Source organism: Acinetobacter sp. YH12249 (assembly GCF_013417475.1).
Lineage (GTDB): Bacteria > Pseudomonadota > Gammaproteobacteria > Pseudomonadales > Moraxellaceae > Acinetobacter.
In genome coordinates, this window is sequence record NZ_VPDX01000008.1 from 59325 (window position 1) to 83397 (window position 24073).

A 24073-nucleotide genomic window follows, 5' to 3' on the forward strand; every position below is an offset into this window, starting at 1 on the left:
TTCCTAATTCAATCTTAATCAAGCTTTTAGGATTTTAATCAAACCCTGGGTTGAACCATCTAAACCGCTAATATCAGTTTGCTCACCATTCAGTATAGGCAATAATTGGTTGGCAATTTCCTTACCTTTTTCTACGCCCCATTGGTCAAATGGATTAATATTCCACAGTACCGACTGCACAAAAACTTTATGCTCATATAACGCAATCAGCATTCCCAGACTATAAGGATTTAATTCCTGTAATAAAATAGTGCTGCTTGGCTGGTTACCCTCATATTGTTTATAAGCTGGTAAACCCTGCAATTCAGTTTGATCCAAGGCATCATTACCAAATGCCAGTAAACGTGATTGTGCCAAACAGTTAGATAAAGCCAGATGATGCTGTTCAATCAAAGCATCAGCATTATCAACATAAGTATATTGTTGACTGTTATAACGTTTAACAGGAGCAATAAAATCACAGCTGACTGCTTGGGTGCCTTGATGTAACAGCTGATAAAAGGCATGTTGGGCGTTTGGTCCAACTTCGCCCCAAATAATCGGACAAGTGTCGAGCTGTACTTTTTCACCATTGCGCTGGATGGATTTACCATTGGACTCCATTTCCAGTTGCTGCAAATAAGACGCGAAATATTTCAGACGTCCATCATAAGGCAAGATCGCATGGGTCTGAATATCCAGAAAATTTGTATTCCAGGCACCCAGTAAGCCCATTAATACTGGAATATTCTGTTCCAGAGGCTTGTACTGGAAATGCTGATCTACGGCATAAGCACCAGCAAGCAGTTGTTTAAAACCGTCCACTCCAATACTGAGTGCAATCGGCAAACCAATACACGACCAGAGAGAATAACGCCCACCGACCCACTCCCATAACAACAGCTGATTTTCGGGTGCAATTCCCCAGGCTGTCATTTTTTCAGGTTTAGTGGATACCCCAATAAAATGATGCTTCACAATAGAAGGATGCTGGCCTAAAGATTTTTCCAGCCATAAACGCACTGTTTGAGCATTGGATAAGGTATCAATCGTTCCAAATGACTTGGAAGAAATAATGAAAAGCGTTGTTTCCGGACGTAACTGATGCAGCAATTCAGATAGCTGGCTACCATCCATCGTCGATACAAAATGCACATTCAAGGGTTTGGCAGATTGATATTTAAAATCCGAAAGCGCATGACTAACCATTAATGGTCCTAAGTCAGATCCCCCTACCCCGATATTCACTACATCCTGAATGACTTCACCGGTAGCGCCACGGCGTTGTCCGGCATGAATCTGCTCGACCAAAGCATACATACGATCTAGCTGAGCATGAACTTCAGCTGCCAGTTCTTCATGCTGCTGGTCCTCTTTCGGCAAACGTAAGGCCCAGTGCATGGCTGCACGTTGTTCAGTATAGTTAATCGTCTGAGTGGAAAATAAAGACCCGATCCAGGATCTTAGATTTTGTGTCTCTGCCCATTCAATCAGATGCTGCACAGTATCATGATTGACTCTATGTTTGCTATAGTCAAAAACTACCTCCTCAAATTGTACCGAGTATTGGTTAAACCGTTCAGGATCTGCTGCAAAGAGTTGGCGTAAATGGATCGATTTCAATTGTTCTTTTACAGAATTCAGCTTTTTATAAGCATTATTGCTATTCTGGTCTGATTTAAGCTGGTCTAACATTAACGTCCCACCCCAATATAGTTAAAACCGCGTGACTTGATATAAGCAGGGTCATAGAGATTACGTCCATCCAGAATCAAAGGATGCTGCATCAACTTGCTGAGATAAGCATAATCTGGGCTACCATACTGTTTCCAGGCCGTGATTAAACACAATGCATCTGCATCTTCTACCGCCTGATACTGGTCTTCACATAAAATTAAATCGCTACGTTGACCATAAATCTGTTCAATATTGGTCAAAGCCTGTGGATCGTGCAGTTTCACTGTTGCACCTTGCGCCCACAATGCTGCCAACATGGCATGTACCGGAGATTGCTGGATACTTGGGGTATTTTCTTTAAATGCAGCTCCCCAGATGGCGACTGTTTTCCCTTGCAGGTCTCCACGGAAATAATTCCATAGCTTACGGAATAACAACTCTTTCTGTTGCTCATTGATATCCCAAACCTGTTCCAGTAACTGGTTTTTTACCCCAGAGTCCGCCACGGCGTGAGTCAGCGTCCGGATATCATGAGAAAAGTTTTCTCCACCAAAGCCTACCCCTGGAAATAAATAAGCTGAACCAATACGATTATCGGCTGCCATACCCTGACGGACCTGTTCAATATCAATCCCCAGTTTTTCAGCGACACTTGCCAGATCATTCATATAACTGATCCGGGTAGCCAGCATGCCGGAAATACTCAGCTTGGTAAATTCTGCATCCAGTATAGGCATAAACAGATATTGCTGGGCACGAGGAAACAAGGGACGTAACAGCTCTCTAACTTTGAGCTGTACATCTGGCTGATCGCAACCCACAATCAGTTGAGTCGCTTGAACGAAACTGCGAATAGCATTTCCTTCCTGAATAATATCTGGAAGATAGACCCAGTCATCATTCGGTAAAAGTTGCTGGAATCGCGCTGTACCATGCAAACCAAAGGTGGATGCATTAATCATCAGTTTAGGATGGGCAAAGCAGGCATGATGAATGGTATTTAACATCTGAAATGCCAGCTGCTCTTCTGTCGCATTAAAACTAAAGAAAAAGACATCCTGATTAAAATTCAAATGCTGAAAATCACAACAGTTTAAAAAACCGGACTCTTCCTGTTTTTGTAATAATAGTTGTAAGGATTCATCCTGAAAGTAAGTCCGGGCAGGCTCATCAGGACTAAAGCTATTACACCATATGACCTGATGGCCACATTCAGCTAACAGGGCCGAAATGACCCCCGAGAATAAGGTTTTTCCTAATACTGCAACTTTCATAGCACTCCTTGTTATAATTCTAAAGAAAGCTCCTGAATCAATGATTTAAATTCAGCACCGAGTTTGGGATGATCTACGCCATAATGCAATACAGCCTTAAGATAGCCGAGCTTGCTACCACAATCAAAGGTTTGACCCTTCATCCGATAAGCTTCGACAACTTCTGTTTGCTGCAATAGTGCAATCGCATCAGTTAGCTGGATTTCATTACCTGCCCCTTTTGGTGTCTGCTCCAGTAGTTGCATAATCTTTGCCGGAAGGATATAACGACCTACCACAGATAAATTCGACGGTGCGGTACCAATCGCCGGCTTTTCCACAATACCTTGCATCACCGTACTTTCACCTTCCGCAGGCGAAGCAGGCACATCCACAATCCCATATTGATCAACCAGATGATCAGGAACTGCTTCAACCATGATTTGTGATGCACGAGACTGTTCATAACGTTGAATCATACGAGACAGGTCATTTTGAGTATCTTGATCCTTAATCAAAACATCTGGTAACAGGACAGCAAAGTCATCATCACCAATGACAGCCTTAGCACAAAGTACCGCATGACCAAGGCCTAAAGGCTGTGGCTGACGTACGCTAATCACACTAACATGTGGGGGTAAAATTTCAGTAACTTCTTTAAGCAAATCGGTTTTATTTTTTTGCTCAAGTGTAGTTTCAAGTTCAAAGTTACGGTCAAAGTAATTTTCAATCGATGCTTTGGAAGAATGCGTCACCAAAATAATTTGCTCAATTCCAGCCGCAATCGCCTCTTTTACCACATATTCAATTGCCGGGCGGTCAACTACCGTCACCATTTCTTTGGGAATGGATTTGCTGGCTGGTAAAAAACGTGTGCCAAGTCCTGCGACAGGGAGAATTGCTTTTTTAATCATTGTATTCAACCTAATTATTTCCAACTTTAATTTACTTTAATTTCCTGACCACGCTGATAACCATCGACATAATGTTCAAGCTGCATTAAAGCCCAATCTACATCACTTTGAGTCGCTGTCAGCACATGCATACGATTAAATACTTCCAGAATTTCAGCTAAAGGATAGTGTTTTTCTACTGATCTTAAAATTCGCTTATGTGAAGTAATCTCTGTATTTTCCTGGTCAATTAACAGCTCTTCATACAGTTTTTCGCCTGGACGCAGTCCTGTATATTGAATTTCAATGTCACCATCGGGATTTTGACTGTCTTTCACCTTTAAGCCACTCAGTGAAATCATTTGACGAGCCAGATCCTGGATTCGCACTGGCTCCCCCATATCGAGCAGGAATACATCGCCACCTGTGCCTAAAGCACCTGCCTGAATCACCAACTGCGAAGCTTCAGGAATTGTCATAAAGAAACGTGTGACTTCAGGGTCAGTGACGGTAATAGGTCCACCTTTGGCAATCTGTTGTTTAAATAAGGGAACAACTGAACCGGATGAACCTAAGACATTCCCGAAACGTACAATACTTATCTGGGTTTGATTTTGTGCTTCAGCCATGGCCTGACAATAAAGCTCTGCCATACGTTTGGTAGCCCCCATGACATTGGTTGGACGTACTGCTTTATCAGTTGAAATCAGCACAAAGGTCTCGACCCCTTTTTTGACAGCTGCATTGACACTAAAGGCCGTCCCTACCGCATTATTTTTTAAGCCGGCCAATGGATTACATTCTACTAAAGGAACATGCTTATAAGCAGCAGCATGATAGACGGTTTGAACGCTATATTGCTCAATGACCCGTTCCAGTTTACTTTCATCCACTACCGAACCAAGAATTGGAATAATTTCACAGCTGGCACTAAGACGTAATTCTTTATCGATACTATATAAAGCAAACTCTGTCAGCTCATAGATAATAAGTTTTACCGGTTGATTTTTAATGATTTGACGACATAGCTCTGAGCCAATGGAGCCTCCTGCCCCTGTAACCATTACAACTTTATCTTTGATATTTTTTTCTAGTAGTTCTGCTACTGGAGGAACTGGATCACGTCCTAAAAGGTCAATAATATCGACTTCCTGAATATCAGAAACTCGAATTTCACCATTGACCAGTTTAGTCAGCCCTGGAATTTCAGTAATTTTTAAATGGGCAGGTTCCAAGAATTTTACAATCTCGCTTTTGCGGATACGTCCCACTGAAGGAAGAGCAATCAGAATTTCATCAATACGTAGTTTGGTAAAAGATTTTAATGCGATTTCTGGTGCATAAACTTGAATTCCCCCAATATTCTGACTGCTCAATGAAGGATTATCATCAATAAACATGACTGGTAAATGCTCATTAGAACGATTTAAAGTTGCTGCAACCTGCTGTCCCGCATAACCTGCACCGTAAATCGCAATCCGTTTTTTCGATACTCCTGCATATAAGTAAGAACGAACAATAAAGCGGATCAATCCCCGACTAAACCAGACCCAGGCAAACATCATGAAGCCAAACATCAAAGGAATAGAAGTAGGAATGAACGCATGTGTTGCATACGCAAGCAAATACAAACCAATGACTGCCAGAACAGTGGCTAGCCCTAATTTAACAATAAAAAATTCATTAAAAGTACGAACAATAAACCGATAAACACCACAAACAAATAAAGCCAATACGGCAATGGCACTAACCCAAACTGTACCAAAAGGAATATTGGGAACGACTTCTGCACCCAGATCGAATTGACGAATGGCATAGCAAAGCCAGATCAGGACGGGAAATATGCAGAAGTCCAAAATAACGAGAAATGTCTGTTTAGCCGCACGTGGAGATTCAACTAAAGGTAGAATGATAGATTTCACTTGCTGTGTCTTCTCAATAATTATTTATAAATTTTTACCTCATATTAAATATTAGAGAGAATTGAGGTAAAAACTTGGATAAATGTTTAAAGTGTACCTATAAAGATACACTTTACATGATTGAATCCTAGAGAATTATATGCGACTAATCACCTGCTGAATAACATCTTTAGTTGTTTGAATATTATTTTCTGTTAACGTTGGATGCACGAGGAACATTAGACTGGTTTCGCCCAGTTTTTGAGCATTCCTTAAACGCTCTTTTGGACGCCATGGCGTATCATCAAAAGCATGCTCTAAGTAAACTTCTGAACAAGACCCACTAAAGCATGGTACACCTTCTGCATTAATTTCAGTCATGATTCGGTCACGTGACCAGCCTTTTGGTAAAGCATCAGTATTGACTTGTACATAGCATTTATAGGCAGCATGTACATAATCATCTGATGGGCGATGAACTGTAAAATATGGGCTATCTGCAAATGCAGCAAAAATTTTTTCCATATTTGCATTACGCTGTACTGTCCATTCGGACATCTTTTTCAATTGAATCCGTCCAATCACAGCCTGCATTTCCATCATGCGCCAGTTCGTACCAAAAGAGTCATGTAACCAGCGGAATCCCGGTGGATGCTGTTTGTTATATATACTGTCAAAGTTTTTACCATGATCTTTATAAGACCACATTTTTTTCCATAGTGTTTCATCATTGGTGGTAACCATGCCGCCTTCACCACCAGTAGTCATAATTTTATCCTGACAGAATGACCAGGCACCAATATGACCGATTGAACCTGCAGATTTTCCTTTATACATGGCACCATGGGCTTGGGCACAATCCTCAATCACATACAGGCCTTTTTCTTCAGCCAATTGCATGATTGGGTCCATATCACACATCCAGCCAGCGAGATGCACACAAATAATCGCTTTGGTATTAGGCGTTAAAACTGCTTCAATCGTACGACGTGAGATATTTTGCGAGTCCATTTCCACATCGGCAAAAACCGGATTTGCCCCAGCAGTCACAATGGAGCTAGCAGATGCAAGGAAAGTACGTGAAGTTACAATCACATCATCACCCGCCCCGATCCCCAAGGCTTTCAAGGCTACATCCAAAGCCACGGTACCATTCGCCAATGCTACTGCATATTGTGTGCCAGCAAATTGAGCAAATTCTTTTTCAAATTCACGGCATTCCTGTCCAGTCCAGTAATTAACCTTATTGGACAATAAAACCTGGGAGACAGCATCAGCTTCTTCTTGCGTAAAGCTTGGCCATGGTTCAAATGCAGTGTTTAACATGATAATTCCTGATTTTCAAAACTCTAAAAACTTATTTTTTCTCTAAAATACGTGCCGGATTGCCAACTACTGTCACGCCTGGTGGCACACTTTTAGTCACTACTGCGCCCATTCCCACCACTGCGCCCTTACCAATCACTAAAGGTTTGTCTGGTGTGCCTTGCTTAATAACAGCACCTGCACCAATATAAGCATGATCTTCAATATGAATATTGCCGTTACATTTTACTCCAGGAGCAAAAGTAACATAGTCGCCAATTATACAATCATGCTCCACATAGCTATATAAATTAGCGTGAAAACACTTACCAATTTTGATATTAGAAGTAATCGTCACAAATGGGCTTAATGCAGCGCCTGAGGAAATTTCAGCATTATCCATACGCACAACATTATCTGCTTGAACAGTCCATAACTCAATTGCATCCTCTTCAAGTTTTATCGCAATTTTTTCACGAATTTGACTATTAGCGATCGCAATTAAAGCGAATTTTTTATCAGCTTTTAATGCTTTAAAAGCTTCATAAGTCAAAGCCACATGACCATTAATTGTAATTTTCTCAGTTAAACTATCATCAATAAAATAAATTTCAGCTTGAATATTATCACGCTCTAGCTGTTCACGTGCTACTGGCATTAAACTACGGCCACACCCAGATGCACCATAAATTGCATAGATTTTAATCATGATGATGATCCGTCTTAGTGCCAGTAAATTTTGTCATTGTCACTTCACCAGCTTCATTAATATCATCTTTAGCAATAACTTTTTTTACTGTCTTCAGCATAATTTTAAAATCAAGCCAAATTGATTGATTTTCAACATACCAGGTATCCAGCTTAAACTTTTCTTCCCAACTAATCGCATTACGGCCATTCACCTGTGCATACCCTGTCATGCCTGGACGCACATTGTGACGTTTAGCTTGTTCGGAGTTATAAAGTGGCAGGTATTCCACCAGTAATGGACGTGGACCAACAATACTCATATCGCCTTTAATCACGTTCCACAATTCCGGCATTTCATCTAAGCTTGTAGAACGCAGCATTTGACCAAAGGATGTTAAACGTTCACTGTCTGGTAATGGATTACCTTGTTTATCAACCGCATCTTTCATGGTTCGGAACTTGATCATCTCAAAAGGTTTGCCATGTAGACCGGGACGCACCTGACGAAACAGAACAGGTGAACCCAGATTTTTTTTTACTTTATAGGAAATAAATGCATATAGTGGCAAAAGAATAATAAGAGCTGTAGAAGCAATAATAATATCGAATAACCGTTTCAACATAAATCACTCCACAAGAATTTTATTATAGAAGTCAAAAACATCTTTAGATGTTTTTCTAACATCTAAAGTTTGTTTGAGTTGTTTTGCTCCTTCTTGAGCCATACTATAAGCATGTTGAGGATTTGATAATGCTTCTAAAATTGCTTCGGCCAAAGCCTTAGGGTTTTCTTTGGAAACTAACCAACCTGTAATACCTGGTTTGACTATATCAGGAAATCCGCCAATGTCAGTTGCAATAGTTGGCACAGCCATAAGGAGAGATTCTGCCGCACCACCCAAATTCTCAGAATGTGAAGGATGTACCACGACATCTATATCAGGATACAGATCAGGTACATCTTTACGTGTACCTAAAAATAAAATTTGGTCACCTAATTTTTTCTTTCCATAATCTATAATAGATTGAAAATATTGTTCTGCACCAACCCATGGTCCACCAACTATTACACATTTAACGTTTGGTTGAGAGGCTAAAACTATTTCCATAGCATCTATAAGATCCTCATGCCCTTTTAAACCACGCGTTTGTCCTAACCATTTTTTAGGCGCATAAGCATATGCAACCATACCAACTATTTTAATATTTTTAATAATATTAAATTGTTCTCTTAAAACACCTTTATTTTTTTTCTTATAAGTGGATATATCTGTTCCATAAAAAGTCGTCATTAAGCGCTCTTGATTAATACCCGAAGCTAAATAAATTTGTTCAGAAAATTTGCAAGTAGGTATCCAATAATCATATTTATCAGCACTTCTTATATCTAATGCACGAGTTAATTTCTTTTCTAAATGTAAAGGGCCTGGCACTTGAAATATTTTTTTAATTCTTAGACCCTTCATCGCAACACGCATAAATATGGTAGTACCGACAAAATGTGAATGAACTATATCTGGTTTAATCTCTTTCAATAATGAGCGAAATAAACTTATATTGGAAAGAAATAAATTAGGCTTTTTAATTAAAGAGGAAAAGTCAACATTTAGAATATAGACTTTAGCACCTAAATCTGAATATTTTGGCGCTAGACCATTATTATTAGGCAAGAAAACATGTATTTCACAACCTAATTGAATTAATTGTTCAATTTCCTTAAGAGCCCAAGATGCCCCCTCTGTTGTCTTAATTAGGTGAATAATCTTCATAATTAAATATCACCTAAAATATATTTGATTTTATGATCGATATCTACAGCAATCTGTTCATCCATAGTTTGGGTAGATCTTCGAGTTAAAAGTATATCAAGCATTCCTATAAAATTTAATATATAAACTACTAATATTTTAAAATACATTTTTATATTTATTCTTAAATAATTAAAATTAGATATATACTTTTTATACTCAGAAATAATAGAAATCTGATTTCTATAAGCACGCAATAACTTTACATAAGTAACATTTCCATCTTCACGATAATAGTAAAGCGGTTCAGCAATCTTGTAACACTTTAAATCATTATTAAAAAATGCTCTATTCCAAAGTTCATAATCTTCAGCGATAATTCCTTCTCTATACTGATTACGTAGATACCATGATTTTCTAGCGAGAATTGAAGCATGAACAATACCAATATTTCCAGAAATTATATCATATTTAGAAAGTGAATAATTTTTATAAGTTCTTATACCACGAATTGTATTATCATTTGAAATAGAGGCAACGCCTGTTGAAACAAGGTCAATATCTGTATATTTTAATAATATTTCAATTTGCTTTTCTAAACGGCAAGGATCAACCATATCATCTGCATCCATACGTGCAATAAAATCCCCTTTAGCCTCGGCAATGATCTGATTTAAACGAAAAGGTAATTTTTTGTTCTCACCATCTGAAATTACTCTAATTCTATCATCTTTGAATGAAGAAGCTATTTGTAAGGATTTATCTGTAGAGCCATCATCAATTAGAATTAACTCCCAATTCGTATATGTTTGAGCTAATATTGACTTAATCGCACCTACCAAGAAATCTTCACAATTGTAAAATGGGATACCTATAGTAACTTTCATCAGAATATCCTAAATAAATCATTAATACTATATGGGACTAATAAAGAAAAACGGGTTGTAGTTAAATAAAAATAAATAATACAAAATATACCATAAAAAAACAATAAAGGCTTATGTTTAATTCTAATAAATAAGTAGGGAATAATTAAACAAGACAACCAAGAAAAATAAAAAAGAAGCCTTTGTGGACCTGATGCTGAAGCCCCCAACAATGCTATAGGAATTAAAAAAATAACCCCTAGAGAATATAATTGAAATATTTTATTAAATAAAATTTCATTTTTATTTTTATTAAAAACAATAAAATATGAAAAAAAACCAATTAAGAAATAAAAAATTAAGGTTAAAAATCCACCAGAATTTTCAGATTCAAGTGAATAAGAGGCGTACCTTTCATTACTTAATGATATAATCTTTATTATTAAAGGACTTAAAACAAATGATCCTAAAAAAACAAAAAAAGCCTTATATAAAAAATTAATATTTAAATGAACTAGAAAGTAAAATGGTATTAATATTAAAGCTGATTTATGGAAAAGACTAGCAATTAAAATTAAAATTAAGTACTTTAAAATTTCCTTATTAACTAAAAAAATTAAAGATAGGCTAGCAATAGCCATAGCTACACCTTGTCTTAAGCCATTAAAAAAAAATGTATAATAGCCAAAACAAATAAAAGTAAAAATAGAAATAGAATAATTTAAGCTATATTTTCTTAAAACATACAAATATGATAAAACAATAATACAAGAGAAAGTAAAAAATAGCCAAAAATAGTTTTTAGTAAAATATAAAATAAAATATTCAATTAGTTTATAGCCCCATTCTATTCCATCATTAAAGTTATAATAATCAATTGAAGAATAGATATTAAAATTTAAAGTATAATTTTTTGTATCAGCTCCCACTTCTTCTGATCTAACAGCAGCAAATAAAATAAGAAAAAAAGAAGGCAATAAAAAAGCCCTCCTATTAATTGAATATTTCTCCACAAAAACCACAAGCATTACTATAAATAGTATAAAAAAATAGGGTAACATTTAAATCTCTCAAGTATCCAGTTAGGAACCAGTTCCAGAAATATATTTAAAATATTGATCTGAGATAACATCAAAATTAAGCCTTTTCGACATTAATTTAGCCTGAAGCCCTATACTTTCTCGCAACTCCTCTTTTTCCATTAATAAATCCAAGTACTCAGAAAATTTTTGAATATTTTTTGTTTCTACTAAAAAACCATTTGTTCCATGTTCAATTAAATCACTAGGTCCAGTTACACAATCAAAACTTACACAAGGTAAACCAGCCGACATAGCTTCTGCTAAAGCATTAGGAAAACCTTCAGAGATAGAGCTAAAAGCAAATATTGATGACTTAACCAACCAATCATCAACATTATTAGATTTACCCACTAAAAAAACTTGACCAGATAAATCTAAATCTTTTACTTTTTTTTCTAAAATTGATCTCAATACTCCATCACCTACTAACACCAACTTCCAACCTTGTCTTTTTTTACAAAGTGCAAAAGCCTCTAATAAATATTTTTGTCCTTTTTCAGGCACCAATCTGCCAACATTTACTATTATTTTCTCTCTATTCAAATCTAATGTATTAATTTCTCTAATTGGATTTGGTATAACAACTGATTTACTAGCATTAATCTCATTGTCAATAAAAAATTTATAATCCATAGTTTGAGCAATAATACCTGTAGCTAAAGGATATAATTTTTTCCTTAAAATTTTATAGTACTGTGGAATGCTAGTTAAAGGGCTATCTCTTTCAGAGATAAATATCTTTTTATTTAAACCTAATGAAGCAATAATTATTAAAATATTACTCTCTCTTAAAAAACTTAAACAAACATCCGGATTAATATTTATTATTATTTTTCTAAGCTGTAATATTAAGTTTATTAAGCAAAATATCTTATTTTTACTATTACTATTATAATTTAAACGATACACTTTAATATCTCTATTAATTTTATAGAAATCTTTTGTATCAGTAAATATGACCATATGTAATTCACATTTTCTTTTCACAACCCAATCATTAGCTAAACTAGATATAACCCTTTCAGCACCACCTGAACCTAAAGAAGGTATTATCATTAACAGTTTCAAAGGAAATTCCTATTAAAAAATACTAACTATTACAGAGCAATATATGCTCCAACATCCATTCTTGAGGATTAAAAGGTGACTTTATCCAATTTAAATCAGAATCCCAATATCCTTGACAAGCATCATATGCCTCAACAGAAAAACCATAACTAATTTCTATAATTAATGGTTTTCCTTTACCATCTATTATAAAATCATATGCGACACATTGTGATTTTAACTTTTTATTAATATCAAAAGCCATTTTTATACAATCTATTGGAATTTCTTGTGGATTATATAAAATATTACCACTTCCTGATGCTCTAAAATCATTTTTTCTAATCAACCTTTTAATTGAAAAACATTTATTTCCAATAACAATTACTCGAATATCTGAATCATTATTAGGTATGAAATCCTGAAAATAAATATATCCCCTTTCTTTTGGTTGATTCTTAGAGAATTCCGGTGAAAAGAATAAACGAAATATTCCTTTTAAAATTCCTGCTAAACTATCTTGTTTTAGTTTGAATTTATTATAACGCTCAATAAGATTCCCAACTTTATCAAATTGACTGAAGCCAACTCCGAAAGCTTTATTAATTAACTTGAAAGCCTGATTCTTATTTCTTACTAGTTTTACATTAGTTGCACCAGCCCCTCCTTTTAATTTAAAAACTTTCGGATATATAGTTTGATCTGCCCAAACTAAAGCTTCTTCTTTATCATAAAACACATAACTATTTACTAACGGAGCATTTATAGCTTCTAATAGATATTTTTGCGCAACTTTATCATCAAAGTGCCATCCTGTATTAAAATTCGGAAATACTTTAATCCCTGCATGCTCTAAAGCGAATAATATTCTCTTAGCTGTTAAAACATCTTTATATTTGGCATGATGATGATGCCACATGAAGATATCATATTTCTTTAGTTCACTAATTATAGTGTTAGAGAATGCATCGACAATTGCGTACTCAATATTATTGAGTTCACAATATTTTATCCAACGTTCTGAAAAGTCACCTTGTCCTTTATGAATAGCTACTTTCATTCTACAACTCTTTTAATCAAATCATCTGTATATTCGTTAAAAAAACCTTCACCAGCATATTGAGCAAATCTTATAGTTTGATTATAAAGATTTATTTCCAAACATCTCCAATTATTATTAATATCAAGACACATGTCTAAACTAATTAAATTGCATAGAGGTATTTCATTAGAAATTTTTTCAACAGATTTTAAAAGATCGCTATAGCAAGGTATAACAATATCAGAAAAATAAATATTACTATTTGGATGAAAGCTATATTTTTCACAATATTTACTTATTGCATAACTGTTTAACCTTCCATTTGAATCAATTTTGCATGATAATCCACCAGCAGACACATTATCTAACCCACCATTAATACCAAATCTTATACTATTATTCAAAATTTTAAATTTACCTGTATCATCTCTATATAGACATGATCTAATACTAGATATTCCAGAATGAATTTTATCTATATAACTATTTTGATATATTTTTTCTTGAAAAACTAGATGGCTATATCTATTTAATGCCTGTCTAATATCAGCCTTACTCTTTAAAAAATAAACTCCATCACCACCAGCTGTACCTAAACTAGGTTTACATACTATAGGAAAAACAATATCTAATTGATCTATAAAGTTATCAATATTAGTAATAATATTAAAATCCCTATCATAATAAATATTATCAATTTTATGAAAATATGATTTTGGGAAAAACTCAGAAACCTTGAACCACTTTTCATATATATTTTTTATAGCCAAAAAAGATGATTCTTTTAACGCATATTTATTTAAACTAGGCTCAATAAATGATGCAAATATATTCTCTGGCACTATATTGTAATCCAATTTACCAGAAAGATTATAACAAAGTAAGAATGTATTTATTTCTACCTTAACACCAAAGCAACTCCACTTCCTTATGTAAGCATCTATATCTTTCTTACTTAACTTATTAACAAATAGCTCCTGATTAACTTTCATGTAACGTTCTTGAAATGCTTTAGTATGGACATAAAAAAGATATTTTTTCTCTACAAAAAATAAAATTTCTTTTAAAAAATTAAACATTGTTATTTCCTACTAATTTAAGATTTCTCTTAATATTTAAAGCTTTTTTCATTACCAAAAAACCTAGAAGAGCTTGAGTTAAAACAAGTGTAATACTTGCTCCAATATAACTATAGATATAAACCAAAGGCATAGCTATTATAAAACCAAACAAAGAACTTATTAACGTAATATTTCTCAAGGCTTTAGTATGATTTTCTAAAATTAAATAATTTGTACCATATATATGATTTAAACCTACTAAAAATATAGATAATGATGATATTTTTAAAACAATAACGGCATTCTCAAATTCTTCTGTAAAAAAGAAATCTATTAAGATAGGTGATATTAAAAATATAAAAATAGTTACAACTATAGAAAAGGATATATATAATTTTGCAAATAAAGTATGCTTATCTATATTTCTAGCTAAATATGGAAATAAAACACGTACTATTACTCCCATGAAGGAATGAGCTATACCGATAAATTTTCTACCAGCATCATATATTCCACTAGCTGCACTTCCGCTCCATATTCCTAGAAAAACTATTGCTAAACTATTATAGAGATTAGGTAAAAGATTATTAATAAAAACATCAGAGCTCTCTTTCATTAGCTTCAAAATATTTTTAATTGATGTGAATTTCAGTTTAATTTTAAAATTAAAGAGAATACTATAAATTGCATATATTCCAACACTAATTGATCCCAATGCATATAAAATAGGATGAAGAATAAAATCCTCTTCCTCTTTTATAAAAATAAAGATAAGAAAGGTAAATAAAAATTTAGATAATAAAGAAAAGATAGTAATGAACTTCATTTTTTCTATTGCTTGAAAAAACCATTCTGACAAAAGTATTTGCCCAGGAATTATCAAAAAGCTAGCAAGAAGAATATTTTTATTCTCATTAAAAAATGGTAAAATTGAAATCATTATGTTTAAAACTATAAACATAATAATCATTAATGAAATCTTAGTCCATAGGACAACAGAGAATATTTCTGAAATTCTGTCTAGATCATTACGACTTTTTGCTACATCTCGTGTTGCAGTATAATTAAAACCCCAATCAGTAATTGTTTGAAACCAAACAATTACTGCTGCTGCAAAAGCAATCTTACCAAATCCCTCAACACCAATTACTCTTGCTAAATATGGAATAGTAATTAGTGGCAATAAATATGTAGCCACCTGAAGCAAAGTTAGATAACCAAAGTTGTTAACTAGAGCTTTCCCATCTTTACTGGCGTTTAAGCGGTTTTTAAGAGCCTTAATTTGACTAAGCATATTATTTACTGAAATTGATATACCAAGGCATGGCCTGATCAATTCCTTGAGCAATCACAAATTTAGGGCTATATCCAAGTAGATTTTTAATCTTTTCAATACTTGCTTGCGAATGACGGACATCCCCTGCACGAAATTCTCGATGTATAGGTTGTTTGTTATATTCTACACCATTTACATTTAACGCAGCTTTAATGGCATTAAATAAATCATTAAGTGTAGTACGATCCCCCACTGCCACATTATAAACCTGATTTTTGGCTTCATCATTTTGCGTAGTTGCGGCTAGAATATTAGCTTGTACTGTGTTTTCAATAAAACAGAAATCACGGCTGGTTTCACCATCACCATTAATAAATACATCATCACCAGCAATCATGGCTGCAGTCCATTTTGGAATCACTGCTGCATAGGCACCGTTAGGGTCTTGGCGCTTACCAAATACATTAAAGTAACGCAACCCAATCGTTTTGAACCCATAAGTTCGGGCAAAAACTTCAGCATACAGCTCATTAACATATTTAGTCACGGCATATGGTGAAAGTGGCTTGCCTATATTTTCTTCAACTTTTGGTAATGCCGAATGGTCACCATAAGTTGAACTGCTAGCAGCGTAAGTAAAGCTTTCTACCTCGGCATCACGTGCAGCAGTCAGCATATTTAAAAAGCCGGTAATATTGGCTGCGTTGGTGGTAATCGGGTCAGCAATCGAACGTGGTACAGAACCTAAAGCGGCCTGATGCAACACATAGTCCACTCCTGCACAGGCTGTCTGACAATCTTCAAAATTACGGATATCACCTTTATAAAACTTGAAGTTTGCCCACTGTTCAGGCTTGACCAGACTTTGCACTTCATCCAGATTATGCTGATGACCTGTAGCAAAATTGTCCAGACCAACCACATTTTGGTTCAGCTTTAACAGGGTTTCCAGTAAATTTGAGCCAATAAAGCCTGCCACACCGGTAATTAACCAGGTTTTTGGGTGCTGCTTTAATTGCTTACATACAGTTTGATATTGGCTCATTCTTATAACTTCCTTAATAAATTATAGACGCAGGTCAGATTCAGACTGATCCAGTACATATTTTAAATCATATAAAATATGCTCTGGCTTGCCTAAAGCACGAATCTCTGCAGCACCCATGGCTTTAAACTGCTCATGTGCTACTGCCAGAATCACTGCATCATATTGACCTTGCTCTAAGCTATTCACCGGAGTAATTCCGTATTCATGTTGAGCTTCGCTTGCATCTACCCATGGATCATACACATCCGCCTGAATATGGTATTCTTGTAACTCCTGCACAATATCAATGATCTTGGTATTACGAATATCCGGACAGTTTTCTTTAAAACTTAAGCCTAAAACTAGAACCTTAGCACCTTCAACCTGAATTTTTTTCTTGATCATCGCCTTGACCAGCTGGGTCACCACATAGGCCCCCATACCATCATTTAAACGGCGACCCGCCAGAATAATTTCAGGGTGATAACCGATAGACTGCGCTTTATGGGTTAAATAGTACGGATCGACACCAATACAGTGTCCACCTACCAGTCCTGGACGGAATGGCAAGAAATTCCACTTGGTACCGGCAGCCTGCAAAACTGCTTCAGTATCAATGCTCATTTTATTAAAAATCACGGCCAGTTCATTAATCAGGGCAATGTTGACATCACGCTGGGTATTTTCAATGACTTTTGCAGCTTCAGCTACTTTAATACTGGTTGCTTTATGCGTACCTGCTTCAATAATCAAATTATATACTTGATCAACGAACTCAGCGACTTCAGGAGTTGAGCCTGAGGTGATTTTTAGAATATTAGTCACACGGTGAAGCTTATCACCTGGGTTAATTCGCTCTGGACTATAACCTGCAAAAAAATCCTGATTAAATTTCAGATCAGATACCTGTTCTAAAACAGGAATACAAGTTTCCTCAGTTGCACCAGGATACACTGTGGACTCATATACAACCACATCACCTTTTTTGAGTACTTTACCAATACTTGTTGATGCTTTTACTAATGGTGTTAAATCAGGCTGTTTAAATTCATCAATTGGTGTGGGAACAGTGACAATAAAAAAATTACAATTTTTTAAATCTTCTAAATTAGTAGAATAGCTTAAATGAATAGCTTGTTTGAGTTCTTCTGGAGATACTTCTAATGTATGATCTTGGCCATTTCTAAGTTCATCAATTCGTTTTTGATAAATATCAAAACCCACTACTGGTACTTTTTTCCCAAATTCTACTGCAAGTGGCAAACCTACATAACCTAAACCAATCACCGCAATTTTTAAATCTGCAATAGATAGCATGTCAACGCCTTATTTATACTGTGCTTATAGAGAGAAAATCTTCCGGCACGAATAGTATCAGAAAACGATATAATTTCTATTATGATTTGTGCTCAAATAACTTAAATTATAAAGTAATGTATATTTTTTGTGAAAATTTGGTATTTTATTTAATACAATTATTATCTGTTATAAACCTAATTTTTCGCTTTAAAAAAACTGGTAATAAGTTACAAATTGTTATGTATATAACTGGTAACTTCGGTAGAATAACTTCAATTTGAATGAATCTAAAAATTAATATTTAGGAAAGCCTGTGCGACACTTTCGATTAGCTGTTTTATTGGCAGGTGGTATCACCACTACAGGGTGTGCAATCACCTCTGGTTTACAAACAAATGACTTACCTAGTGAGGGTGTTTATCAAACTGATCTAGGCACTACAGTAAATGTCATTAAGCTAGATCAAGAATCAATTATGGCTGCTCAGCCTGCTGTACATAATATTCAACAAGAATATGCTCATCTTTTTAGTACATCACACCGCAGCTATCAGTTGAGTCCGGGTGATATTTTATCTATCTATTTATGGGCTTATCCAGAACTTACCTCTGCAAGTAATATTACGAGTGATCAGTCTGCACAAGCGAATGGCTTCCAGATCGATTCAGATGGCTATATTCATTTTCCAATTATTGGACGCTATCAAGCTTCAGGAAAATCAGTAGCTCAGGTCAATCGTGAATTACGTAGCCAGTTATCACGTTACTTAAAGACTCCAGATGTCATCGTTCGGGTATTATCATATCAAGGTAAAAGATATTCGGTTCAGGGCAATGTTGTAAAAGGTGGCCAGTTTTATCTCAATGATCAACCTGTGAGTGTTTATACAGCATTAGGAATGGCAGGTGGTATCAATCCTGAGCAAGGTGATAATACTTCTATTACATTAGTCCGTCAGGGACGTTCCTATAGTTTAAATACCTTAGAATTAGAAAAAGCAGGATTCTCTCTACATAATTTATTAATACAGCCTAATGACACCTTATATGTCAATAATCGTGAGAATCAAAAAATTTACGTTATGGGTGAGTCAGGTAAAAACCAGTCACTACCTATACGTGACCAAGGCATGAGTCTTAGCGATGTAATTGGGGAAAGCTTGGGATTAAATCCACTTTCTGCTAGTCGCAGCAAAATCTATGTAGTACGAAGTAATATAAATTCTCCAATGACAGAAATATATCATATGGATCTCAGTAATATTGGGGACTTTGGCCTAGCAAATCAGTTTAAAATGCGTAGCAATGATATTGTTTATGTAGATGCTTCAGGTCTTGCACGCTGGCAACGTGTAGTTAACCAGGTTATTCCTTTCTCAAATGCATTGTATAATTTAGATCGTTTGGGGAACTAATGAAAATTAACAATATTTTAGTGGTTTGTATTGGCAATATTTGTCGTAGCCCAATGGCAGAATATTTTTTAAAACAGGAATATCCTCATTTAAATATTGAATCTGCAGGTATTTCTGGTTTAATTGGTCATGCGGCTGATGAAAAAGCGAGTCTATGTATGCAACGCTTTGGAATTGATATGAGTCCTCATGTTGGAAAAAAACTGAATGCAGAACTCATTAAAAAAGCCGACCTAATATTAGTTATGAGCCAAAATCAGCAAAAACATATAGAACAAACCTGGCCTTTTGCTAAAGGTAAAACCTTTAGACTGGGGCATTGGCAAAGTAAAAATATTGCCGATCCTTATCAGCATGATCAAACAGTCTTTGATGAAACTTGTAGATTGATTCAAGACTGCATTACTGACTGGAAAAAATATATTTAAGTTTTTTAATATTTTCACTTTTTGATATTTAAATTATGAGCCAAACTGCCAATACCGAAGATACTATTGATCTGAAGGAATTATTTTTTTCCTTAATTGCTCAATGGAAACTGATCACGATCTGTATATTATTGAGTTTAATTGCAGCTTTATTATATCTAAGGATCACTCCAGATACCTATAACGTAGATGCCCTGGTACAAGTAGAAGATAATAAAGGTGCATCAGCAGCTTTATTAGGTGACCTTTCTAATATGATTGAGCAAAAATCTCCGGCTCAAGCTGAAATCGAGATTTTAAAATCACGTCTTGTGCTTGGTTCAGTAATTAACCAGTTAAACTTAGACCTTGTAATTTCTGGTACTGAAGATTCGATCTGGAATCGATTATTAAAAAATCATAATTATGATATCCAATATACGACAAAATCAGTACTCTTCAAAGATAATGAGCAAAGTTTTGATGTAAGACAGTTTAATATTCCAAACTATTATAAAAATAAAAATCTGTTATTAAGTTTCGATCATAATAAATATAATTTAACTGATGCAGCAACAAATGACATTATATTTACTGCTCCTTTAAACCAAACCAGTCAAATTCAATCAAGATATGGTCTTTGGAAAGTCGCCATTTATAGCAAAGATCCCTTAGATTCTACTTATAATATTAAAAAGCTGACTTTACCTGCAGCAGTGCAACGCATACTTAATAATTATTCAGTGGCTGAAAAAGGTAAAATGACGGGTGTACTTGGATTAAATTATCAGGGCCAAGATAAACAGCATATTACTCAAGTATTGAATGCCATCTTAACAGCCTATAGCCAGCAAAATATTGAACGTCGTTCAGCTGAATCTGCCCAAACATTGAAGTTTCTAGATGAACAACTCCCTGAGTTGAGCCAACAGCTAGATCAGGTAGAACGTGAATTTAACCAGTTCCGTCAACAATATAATACTGTGGACTTAACTAAAGAATCAGAACTGTATTTGACTCAGAGTATCGCTCTAGAAACACAAAAAGCCGAACTTGAACTTAAAGTTGCTGAAGCTTCTGCACGTTATACTGAAGAACATCCAGTAATGGAACAAATGAATGCTCAACTTGGTGCAATTAATAGCAAAATTGCAGCATTGGGTAATACTTTAAAGCAGCTTCCTGATTTACAGCGTCGTTACTTACAACTTTATCGCGAGGTTGAAGTTAAACAACAGTTATATACCGGATTACTTAATACTTATCAACAACTTCGCATCGCTAAAGCTGGTGAAATTGGCAATGTACGTATTGTTGATACTGCCGTAGAACCAATTGAACCGATTAAACCAAAGAAATTACAAATTATAATTTTATCTATTTTCTTAGGCGGTTTTTTAGGAACATTACTTGCTTTATTGCGCAATATGATGCGTTCAGGAATCAAGGATTCAGCACAAATTGAAAGAGAGTTAGATCTGCCTGTATATGCAACAGTTCCTCGATCTCCTCTCCAAGAAAGTCGCGTCAATTTGCTGAAAAAGAAAAAGAGCATTCCTATTCTTGCGGTTAAGGATAGTAGTGATATTGCAATTGAAAGCTTACGCAGTATGCGTACTGCAATCCATTTTGCTTTGAGTAATGCCAAAAATAATATCATTGCGCTTTCAGGACCTGCTCCTGAAATCGGCAAATCATTCATTACTACTAACTTGGCAACTATTTTAGCCCAAGGAGGAAGCCGCGTATTAGTGATTGATGGTGATTTACGTCGTGGTTATTTAAATAAATATTTTAATAAAGAAGTACAACCTGGTTTATCTGAACTATTAAATCATCAAAATAGTTATGAAGATGTTGTTCAAAACTCGCAGGTTGATAATTTATTCTTTGTTACTCGAGGTAAAAGTCCAGTAAATCCATCTGAATTACTCAGTACAGATAAGTTTAAAGTTTTTCTTGACCAAGCTTCTGCTAGTTTTGATTACGTATTGATTGATACTCCGCCAATATTAGCCGTAACCGATGGTATCATCATTGCACAATATGCTGGTGTAAATCTATTAATTGCACGTCATGGTAAAACACAAATTAAAGAACTTGAAATTACTGTCACTCGTTTTGAACAGGCTAATGTGAAAGTTAATGGTGTTATTCTGAATGATGTACAAAAAGGGCCAGGTAATGGTTATGGGTACGGATATAACTATGCGTATGCTTATAAGGCTTCAAAAGATGGTGATTAAGATAAATTTAATTCATAGCAATTAAATTTGTCTTAAATATAAAGATAACCTCATTGTTATCATAAAGCTTCAAACTAAGGTAGAGTAATCAAATTAGTTTGAAGCTTTTTATATTTATCCTACTATGAAGTTAGTTATAGTCTTATAATGACTGATAAAATTAAAAATAATTATTTAACCCGAATCATGGATAAGAAATTCAGTTGAAAAAAAAGATGGCTAAGTTGATAAGTGAGTTACCACACAAACTATTTAACCAGCCATCCTATGTTCGAGTTTACAACTTTATTCTGTACGATTGACGATTTTTTTCAGAAAAATGAAGCCATCTATTGGCAATATTTAAAACAAGAAAATCCGAAGGTCAGGCAGAGATCAGGGGTTCTTTGTTTATCTGAAATCATTTTTATCGCGGTCTGGTATAAGAACTCTCAACTTCATCATTTCAAAGCCTTTTATGGCATGATACAGCGCTTTTATTATAAGCTTTTCAAGGCCCTCCCATCCTATCAGCGGATGGTTCATTTAATCAATCAACATCAACTCGCACTTCAAGCATTGCATATTTCTCTAACTTCTAGCGCTCAAACAGCTTGTGCCTGGGTTGATTCTACAACTTTACCCGTATGTAAGAATCAGCGTATCCAACGTCATAAATCTTTAAAAAAGATTGCCACACGAGCTAAAAGCTCAATGGGGTGGTTCTATAGATGTAAATTACATGTATTAGTAGATGCTCAGGGTCAATTTATTCAGACCCAACTGTCAAATGGCCATACTTCAGATATAAAAATTCTGCCGAAGCTAGCTCAAGGCTACATCGGTAAAATCTTTGGTGATCGTGGCTACATCAGTGAAACTTTAAAAGAAAAATTGGTAAAGCAGGATATTGAATTAATTACCTATCATCGCAAGAATATGCGACCAGTGAAGCTATCATCAGAAGATGAAATGATGCTAAGACAACGCAATAAAATAGAGACCATCTTTAGCTTACTGAAGCAACAATATAACTTGGTAAGCAGTCGCCATCGTTCCATTTCAGGTTATTTGGCTGGGATTTATGCATCCTTGTGTGCTTATCAAATCTGTCATCACAATAAGCCTCAATTTACAACGATGTAAAACTAGGCTTATCCATGATTGGGGTTAAATTATTTCACTTCTTTTGCACGTAAGTGGCTTTCAGTGACTTCCTTTCTACAAAATCGTGCAGCACCAACTTCTTGATCTGGTGCATTAATTCCTTCTTGATTAAACATCACCTTAGCTGTTTTAAACATAATTTTAAAATCTAGCCAAATATTATTTTGCTCAACGTATTGAACATCTAAGTCGAATTTTTCTTCCCAAGATAAGTTATTACGTCCACTGACTTGGGCAAGCCCTGTCATGCCGGGTTTTACCTCATGTCTTCGCATTTGTTCAGCCGTATAATGTTCTAAAAATTCTTTCATTTGAGGTCTAGGCCCAACAATACTCATATCACCTTTTAAGACATTTATAAGCTGAGGCATTTCGTCCAAGCTGGTAGAACGTAGTTTTTGACCGAATGGTGTAATTCGAAATTTATCTGGTAAGGGATTACCTTCTTGGTCAAATGCATTTCTCATAGAGCGAAACTTAATCATTTTAAAGAGCTTTCCATTTTTACCAGGTCGTTCTTGATAAAAGAAAATTGGGGAGCCTAGATTTCTACGTACTTTATAAGCAATGATGATAAAAACTGGCAACAATATAAATATAGCAGTAAGAGAAATAATAATATCGATTAATCGCTTAACAACTTTTATATCACTCCTAAAAAGGTCAGCACTAGAATATAGATGAGGGTAAGATGTTAAGGCATTTTTTAAAATT

The 24073-nt window shown here is 35.0% G+C and carries 21 protein-coding genes; 4 read left to right on the top strand and 17 right to left on the bottom strand.

Annotation, left to right across the window (positions count from 1 at the left end; genetic code table 11):
* Nucleotides 1–18 precede the first annotated feature (18 nt).
* From pgi to tviB, 16 genes are all read right to left on the bottom strand, one after another.
* Complete coding sequence (gene pgi / locus FTV25_RS06660) at nt 19–1674, bottom strand: glucose-6-phosphate isomerase (protein WP_180002645.1); 1656 nt, start codon at nt 1672–1674, stop codon at nt 19–21.
* Entirely contained in the window at nt 1674–2930 is a 1257-nt protein-coding gene (locus tag FTV25_RS06665) for a nucleotide sugar dehydrogenase (protein WP_180002644.1), read from the bottom strand. Before FTV25_RS06665 ends, pgi begins: the two co-directional genes overlap by 1 nt.
* A gap of 11 nt (nt 2931–2941) precedes the next feature.
* On the bottom strand, nt 2942–3823 hold the full coding sequence (gene galU / locus FTV25_RS06670) for a UTP--glucose-1-phosphate uridylyltransferase GalU (protein WP_180002643.1): 882 nt from the start codon (nt 3821–3823) through the stop codon (nt 2942–2944).
* Nucleotides 3824–3849: 26 nt separating this feature from the next.
* A complete protein-coding gene (locus tag FTV25_RS06675; protein WP_180002642.1) occupies nt 3850–5724 on the bottom strand; it encodes a nucleoside-diphosphate sugar epimerase/dehydratase in 1875 nt (624 codons plus the stop codon).
* 135 nt (nt 5725–5859) lie between these two features.
* Nucleotides 5860–7029 carry a DegT/DnrJ/EryC1/StrS aminotransferase family protein gene (locus FTV25_RS06680; protein WP_180002641.1) on the bottom strand — a complete coding sequence of 390 codons (1170 nt, stop codon included), beginning with the start codon at nt 7027–7029 and terminating at the stop codon, nt 5860–5862.
* A gap of 31 nt (nt 7030–7060) precedes the next feature.
* Nucleotides 7061–7717: a NeuD/PglB/VioB family sugar acetyltransferase gene (locus FTV25_RS06685; RefSeq protein ID WP_180002640.1), complete on the bottom strand. Its 657-nt coding sequence runs from the start codon at nt 7715–7717 to the stop codon at nt 7061–7063.
* On the bottom strand, nt 7710–8321 hold the full coding sequence (locus tag FTV25_RS06690; RefSeq protein ID WP_180002639.1) for a sugar transferase: 612 nt from the start codon (nt 8319–8321) through the stop codon (nt 7710–7712). Before FTV25_RS06690 ends, FTV25_RS06685 begins: the two co-directional genes overlap by 8 nt.
* 3 nt (nt 8322–8324) lie before the next feature.
* Nucleotides 8325–9467, bottom strand: a complete 1143-nt coding sequence (locus tag FTV25_RS06695) for a glycosyltransferase family 4 protein (protein WP_180002638.1) — start codon at nt 9465–9467, stop codon at nt 8325–8327.
* A gap of 2 nt (nt 9468–9469) precedes the next feature.
* On the bottom strand, nt 9470–10333 hold the full coding sequence (locus tag FTV25_RS06700; RefSeq protein ID WP_180002637.1) for a glycosyltransferase family 2 protein: 864 nt from the start codon (nt 10331–10333) through the stop codon (nt 9470–9472).
* Nucleotides 10333–11373 (bottom strand): EpsG family protein, encoded by a 1041-nt coding sequence (locus FTV25_RS06705; protein ID WP_180002636.1) that lies wholly within the window; start codon nt 11371–11373, stop codon nt 10333–10335. Before FTV25_RS06705 ends, FTV25_RS06700 begins: the two co-directional genes overlap by 1 nt.
* Nucleotides 11374–11394: 21 nt before the next feature.
* The gene (locus FTV25_RS06710; RefSeq protein WP_180002635.1) at nt 11395–12462 is read right to left on the bottom strand and encodes a glycosyltransferase; all 1068 of its coding nucleotides are present in this window, start codon (nt 12460–12462) and stop codon (nt 11395–11397) included.
* 22 nt (nt 12463–12484) lie between these two features.
* Complete coding sequence (locus FTV25_RS06715; RefSeq protein ID WP_180002634.1) at nt 12485–13501, bottom strand: RimK family alpha-L-glutamate ligase; 1017 nt, start codon at nt 13499–13501, stop codon at nt 12485–12487.
* Nucleotides 13498–14562, bottom strand: a complete 1065-nt coding sequence (locus FTV25_RS06720; RefSeq protein WP_180002633.1) for a sugar-transfer associated ATP-grasp domain-containing protein — start codon at nt 14560–14562, stop codon at nt 13498–13500. The genes FTV25_RS06715 and FTV25_RS06720 overlap by 4 nt, the downstream gene beginning before the upstream one ends.
* On the bottom strand, nt 14555–15838 hold the full coding sequence (locus tag FTV25_RS06725; RefSeq protein WP_180002632.1) for a flippase: 1284 nt from the start codon (nt 15836–15838) through the stop codon (nt 14555–14557). Before FTV25_RS06725 ends, FTV25_RS06720 begins: the two co-directional genes overlap by 8 nt.
* A gap of 1 nt (nt 15839) precedes the next feature.
* Nucleotides 15840–16865 (bottom strand): NAD-dependent epimerase/dehydratase family protein, encoded by a 1026-nt coding sequence (locus tag FTV25_RS06730; RefSeq protein WP_180002631.1) that lies wholly within the window; start codon nt 16863–16865, stop codon nt 15840–15842.
* Between the two features lie 21 nt (nt 16866–16886).
* A complete protein-coding gene (gene tviB / locus FTV25_RS06735) occupies nt 16887–18164 on the bottom strand; it encodes a Vi polysaccharide biosynthesis UDP-N-acetylglucosamine C-6 dehydrogenase TviB (RefSeq protein ID WP_180002630.1) in 1278 nt (425 codons plus the stop codon).
* Nucleotides 18165–18459: 295 nt separating this feature from the next.
* Here tviB and FTV25_RS06740 point away from each other — a divergent pair, with 295 nt between their 5' ends.
* The 4 genes from FTV25_RS06740 to FTV25_RS06755 all read left to right on the top strand — a co-directional run bounded on the left by FTV25_RS06740 (nt 18460) and on the right by FTV25_RS06755 (nt 23338).
* Complete coding sequence (locus FTV25_RS06740) at nt 18460–19560, top strand: polysaccharide biosynthesis/export family protein (protein ID WP_180002629.1); 1101 nt, start codon at nt 18460–18462, stop codon at nt 19558–19560.
* Nucleotides 19560–19988, top strand: coding sequence for a low molecular weight protein-tyrosine-phosphatase (locus tag FTV25_RS06745; RefSeq protein ID WP_180002628.1), 429 nt, complete (start codon nt 19560–19562; stop codon nt 19986–19988). Before FTV25_RS06740 ends, FTV25_RS06745 begins: the two co-directional genes overlap by 1 nt.
* A gap of 35 nt (nt 19989–20023) precedes the next feature.
* Nucleotides 20024–22213 (top strand): polysaccharide biosynthesis tyrosine autokinase, encoded by a 2190-nt coding sequence (locus tag FTV25_RS06750; protein WP_180002627.1) that lies wholly within the window; start codon nt 20024–20026, stop codon nt 22211–22213.
* Nucleotides 22214–22480: 267 nt separating this feature from the next.
* The gene (locus tag FTV25_RS06755; RefSeq protein ID WP_180002626.1) at nt 22481–23338 is read left to right on the top strand and encodes an IS982 family transposase; all 858 of its coding nucleotides are present in this window, start codon (nt 22481–22483) and stop codon (nt 23336–23338) included.
* A 29-nt stretch (nt 23339–23367) separates the two neighbouring features.
* Here the strand turns inward: FTV25_RS06755 and FTV25_RS06760 are convergent, their stop codons facing one another.
* Entirely contained in the window at nt 23368–24006 is a 639-nt protein-coding gene (locus FTV25_RS06760; protein WP_180002698.1) for a sugar transferase, read from the bottom strand.
* Nucleotides 24007–24073: the final 67 nt, after the last annotated feature.

Coding starts and splice junctions, on each gene's coding strand:
- pgi (WP_180002645.1), bottom strand. CDS start 1,674: ATGTTAGACCAGCTTAAATCAGACCAGAATAGCAATAATGCTTATAAA.
- FTV25_RS06665 (WP_180002644.1), bottom strand. CDS start 2,930: ATGAAAGTTGCAGTATTAGGAAAAACCTTATTCTCGGGGGTCATTTCG.
- galU (WP_180002643.1), bottom strand. CDS start 3,823: ATGATTAAAAAAGCAATTCTCCCTGTCGCAGGACTTGGCACACGTTTT.
- FTV25_RS06680 (WP_180002641.1), bottom strand. CDS start 7,029: ATGTTAAACACTGCATTTGAACCATGGCCAAGCTTTACGCAAGAAGAA.
- FTV25_RS06685 (WP_180002640.1), bottom strand. CDS start 7,717: ATGATTAAAATCTATGCAATTTATGGTGCATCTGGGTGTGGCCGTAGT.
- FTV25_RS06690 (WP_180002639.1), bottom strand. CDS start 8,321: ATGTTGAAACGGTTATTCGATATTATTATTGCTTCTACAGCTCTTATT.
- FTV25_RS06695 (WP_180002638.1), bottom strand. CDS start 9,467: ATGAAGATTATTCACCTAATTAAGACAACAGAGGGGGCATCTTGGGCT.
- FTV25_RS06700 (WP_180002637.1), bottom strand. CDS start 10,333: ATGAAAGTTACTATAGGTATCCCATTTTACAATTGTGAAGATTTCTTG.
- FTV25_RS06705 (WP_180002636.1), bottom strand. CDS start 11,373: ATGTTACCCTATTTTTTTATACTATTTATAGTAATGCTTGTGGTTTTT.
- FTV25_RS06715 (WP_180002634.1), bottom strand. CDS start 13,501: ATGAAAGTAGCTATTCATAAAGGACAAGGTGACTTTTCAGAACGTTGG.
- FTV25_RS06720 (WP_180002633.1), bottom strand. CDS start 14,562: ATGTTTAATTTTTTAAAAGAAATTTTATTTTTTGTAGAGAAAAAATAT.
- FTV25_RS06725 (WP_180002632.1), bottom strand. CDS start 15,838: ATGCTTAGTCAAATTAAGGCTCTTAAAAACCGCTTAAACGCCAGTAAA.
- FTV25_RS06730 (WP_180002631.1), bottom strand. CDS start 16,865: ATGAGCCAATATCAAACTGTATGTAAGCAATTAAAGCAGCACCCAAAA.
- tviB (WP_180002630.1), bottom strand. CDS start 18,164: ATGCTATCTATTGCAGATTTAAAAATTGCGGTGATTGGTTTAGGTTAT.
- FTV25_RS06745 (WP_180002628.1), top strand. CDS start 19,560: ATGAAAATTAACAATATTTTAGTGGTTTGTATTGGCAATATTTGTCGT.
- FTV25_RS06750 (WP_180002627.1), top strand. CDS start 20,024: ATGAGCCAAACTGCCAATACCGAAGATACTATTGATCTGAAGGAATTA.
- FTV25_RS06755 (WP_180002626.1), top strand. CDS start 22,481: ATGTTCGAGTTTACAACTTTATTCTGTACGATTGACGATTTTTTTCAG.